Below are 3,413 nucleotides of genomic sequence, written 5' to 3'. Positions count from 1 at the left end.
TTTGATTGCTGCTCTGTAGTGTTTGAGTAGAGTTCCGAGAGTTTATCTTTCGTGTGTGTAAGTGTTTAAGGGCGCACGGTGGATGCCTTGGTACCAGGAGCCGATGAAGGACGTGTCTGGCCGCGATAGGCCCCGGGGAGTCGCCGAGAGGGCTTTGATCCGGGGGTGTCCGAATGGGGGAACCCGGCTGTCGTCATGGACAGTCACCCGCACCTGAATGCATAGGGTGTGTGGAGGGAACCCGGGGAAGTGAAACATCTCAGTACCCGGTGGAAGAGAAAACAACATGTGATTCCGTGAGTAGTGGCGAGCGAAAGCGGATTTAGCCTAAACCGTGTGCGTGTGATACCCGGCAGGGGTTGCGTATGCGGGGTTGTGGGACGTGGCGTTCCGGTCTGCCGGCCGGGAGCACAGTAAGAAATGCGTGGTGTAGTCGAACGGCATGCGAGTGGCCGACCGGAGTGGGTGAGAGTCCCGTAGACGACATGCTGCGCACTGTGGCCGTTGTTCCCGAGTAGCGCGGGGCCCGTGAAATCCCGTGTGAATCTGCCAGGACCACCTGGTAAGGCTGAATACTTCCTGGTGACCGATAGTGCACGAGTACCGTGAGGGAAGGGTGAAAAGTACCCCGGGAGGGGAGTGAAAGAGTTCCTGAAACCGTGTGCCTACAATCCGTCGGAGCGTCGTTCCAGCCGTTGGGTTGGGGCCGTGACGGCGTGCCTTTTGAAGAATGAGCCTGCGAGTTAGTGGCGTGTGGCGAGGTTAACCCGGGTGGGGTAGCCGTAGCGAAAGCGAGTCCGAAATGGGCGTTCCAGTCGCGCGTTCTAGACCCGAAGCGGAGTGATCTAGCCATGGGCAGGGTGAAGCGCCGGTAAGACGGTGTGGAGGCCCGAACCCACCAGGGTTGAAAACCTGGGGGATGACCTGTGGTTAGGGGTGAAAGGCCAATCAAACTCCGTGATAGCTGGTTCTCCCCGAAATGCATTTAGGTGCAGCGTCGCGTGTGCGTGCCGGAGGTAGGGCGCTGGATGGCCGATGGGCCCGACCAGGTTACTGACGTCAGCCAAACTTCGAATGCCGGTACGTTGAGCGTGGCAGTGAGACTGTGGGGGATAAGCTCCATGGTCGAGAGGGAAACAGCCCAGAGCATCGACTAAGGCCCCTAAGCGCGTGCTAAGTGGGAAAGGATGTGGGACCGCGGTGACAACCAGGAGGTTGGCTTAGAAGCAGCCACCCTTGAAAGAGTGCGTAATAGCTCACTGGTCAAGTGGTTCCGCGCCGACAATGTAGCGGGGCTCAAGTACGCCGCCGAAGTCGTGTCAACATCGCGAGCCCGTCGTCACCTAGGACGTGGCGGCCAGGTGTGGTGTTGGGTAGGGGAGCGTCGTGCATCGGGTGAAGCGGCCTCGTGAGGGAGTCGTGGACGGTGCACGAGTGAGAATGCAGGCATGAGTAGCGAATCCACGGTGGGAATCCGTGGCACCGAATGACCAAGGGTTCCTGGGCCAGGCTGTTCCGCCCAGGGTGAGTCGGGACCTAAGGCGAGGCCGACAGGCGTAGTCGATGGACAACGGGTTGATATTCCCGTACCCGTGGTGTACCGCAAGGGCCGAACCGGATGATACTAAGCCCGCCCGAACCTGCCGAAGCCTTCGGGCCAGGCGGAAGGAGGCCGGCGGCCTGAGTCCGTAGTAGGCGAGCGATGGAGTGACGCAGGAAGGCAGCCCGTCCCGGGCGGTGGTTGTCCCGGGCCAAGCAGGTAGGCCGTACCGTAGGCAAATCCGCGGTGCAAGGCCGAGACGTGATGGGGAGCCCGTAGGGGCGAAGTGGGTGATCCTATGCTGTCGAGAAAAGCTTCTAGCGAGGGACATTGCGGCCCGTACCCTAAACCGACACAGGTGGTCAGGTAGAGAATACCAAGGTGTTCGGGTGAACTATGGTTAAGGAACTCGGCAAAATACCCCCGTAACTTCGGGAGAAGGGGGACCATTTCCGGTGACGGGCCTCGCGCCTCGAGCTGGGGGTGGTCGCAGAGACCAGCGGGAAGCGACTGTTTACTAAAAACACAGGTCCGTGCGAAGCCGTAAGGCGATGTATACGGACTGACGCCTGCCCGGTGCTGGAACGTTAAGGGGACCCGTCAGCTTCACGGCGAAGCGGTGAACTGAAGCGCCAGTAAACGGCGGTGGTAACTATAACCATCCTAAGGTAGCGAAATTCCTTGTCGGGTAAGTTCCGACCTGCACGAATGGCGTAACGACTTCCCGACTGTCTCAACCATAGGCCCGGTGAAATTGCACTACGAGTAAAGATGCTCGTTTCGCGCAGCAGGACGGAAAGACCCCAGGACCTTTACTATAGCTTGATATTGGTGTCCGGGGCGGCTTGTGTAGGATAGGTGGGAGACTGTGAAGCGGCGGCGCCAGCCGTCGTGGAGTCGTTGTTGAAATACCACTCTGGCCGTCTCGGGTGTCTAACCCGGGTCCGTGATCCGGATCGGGGACAGTGTCTGGTGGGTAGTTTAACTGGGGCGGTTGCCTCCTAAAGGGTAACGGAGGCGCCCAAAGGTTCCCTCAGCCTGGTTGGCAATCAGGTGGCGAGTGTAAGTGCACAAGGGGGCTTGACTGTGAGACCGACGGGTCGAGCAGGAGCGAAAGCTGGGACTAGTGATCCGGCGGTGGCTGGTGGAAGCGCCGTCGCTCAACGGATAAAAGGTACCCTGGGGATAACAGGCTGATCTTGCCCAAGAGTCCATATCGACGGCATGGTTTGGCACCTCGATGTCGGCTCGTCGCATCCTGGGGCTGGAGTAGGTCCCAAGGGTTGGGCTGTTCGCCCATTAAAGCGGTACGCGAGCTGGGTTTAGAACGTCGTGAGACAGTTCGGTCCCTATCCGCTGCGCGCGTTGGAGGATTGAGAAGGGCTGTCCCTAGTACGAGAGGACCGGGATGGACGGACCTCTGGTGTGCCAGTTGTCCCGCCAGGGGCATGGCTGGTTGGCTACGTTCGGGAGGGATAACCGCTGAAAGCATCTAAGCGGGAAGCCTGCTTCGAGATGAGTCCTCCCACCACCTTGAGTGGGTAAGGCCCCCGCCAGACCAGCGGGTTGATAGGCCGGGCATGGAAGTCGGGCAACCGATGGAGTGGACCGGTACTAATAGGCCGAGGGCTTACACACCCTAGAACCCCTCGACGCACGTCACAGCTGCAGCGTTGTTCGCATCCACTAGCCGGTTTACAGGTACTCGACCGACCCGTCCCGGGTTGTTGATACGAGAAGAACCTGATGATCGTGCGGCGGTCATGGCGGCGGGGAAACGCCCGGTCCCATCCCGAACCCGGAAGCTAAGCCCGCCAGCGCCGATGGTACTGCAAGGGGGACCTTGTGGGAGAGTAGGACGCCGCCGCGCTAC

General features: G+C 60.0%; 2 rRNA genes. Both read left to right on the top strand.

From position 1 onward, the window contains the following. The first annotated feature begins 55 nt into the window (after positions 1-55). Positions 56-3,178, top strand: a 23S ribosomal RNA gene (locus KDK95_RS34215). 115 nt (positions 3,179-3,293) lie between these two features. Beyond that, positions 3,294-3,410: ribosomal RNA gene (gene rrf / locus KDK95_RS34210) — 5S ribosomal RNA — on the top strand. The last annotated feature ends 3 nt before the right edge of the window (positions 3,411-3,413 follow it).

It is taken from the genome of Actinospica acidithermotolerans (assembly GCF_018139625.1).
GTDB classification, from domain to species: Bacteria; Actinomycetota; Actinomycetes; order Streptomycetales; family Catenulisporaceae; genus Actinospica; species Actinospica acidithermotolerans.
Note: the sequence above shows the minus strand (reverse complement) of the source record. Positions and strands in the feature narration are given on the sequence as shown.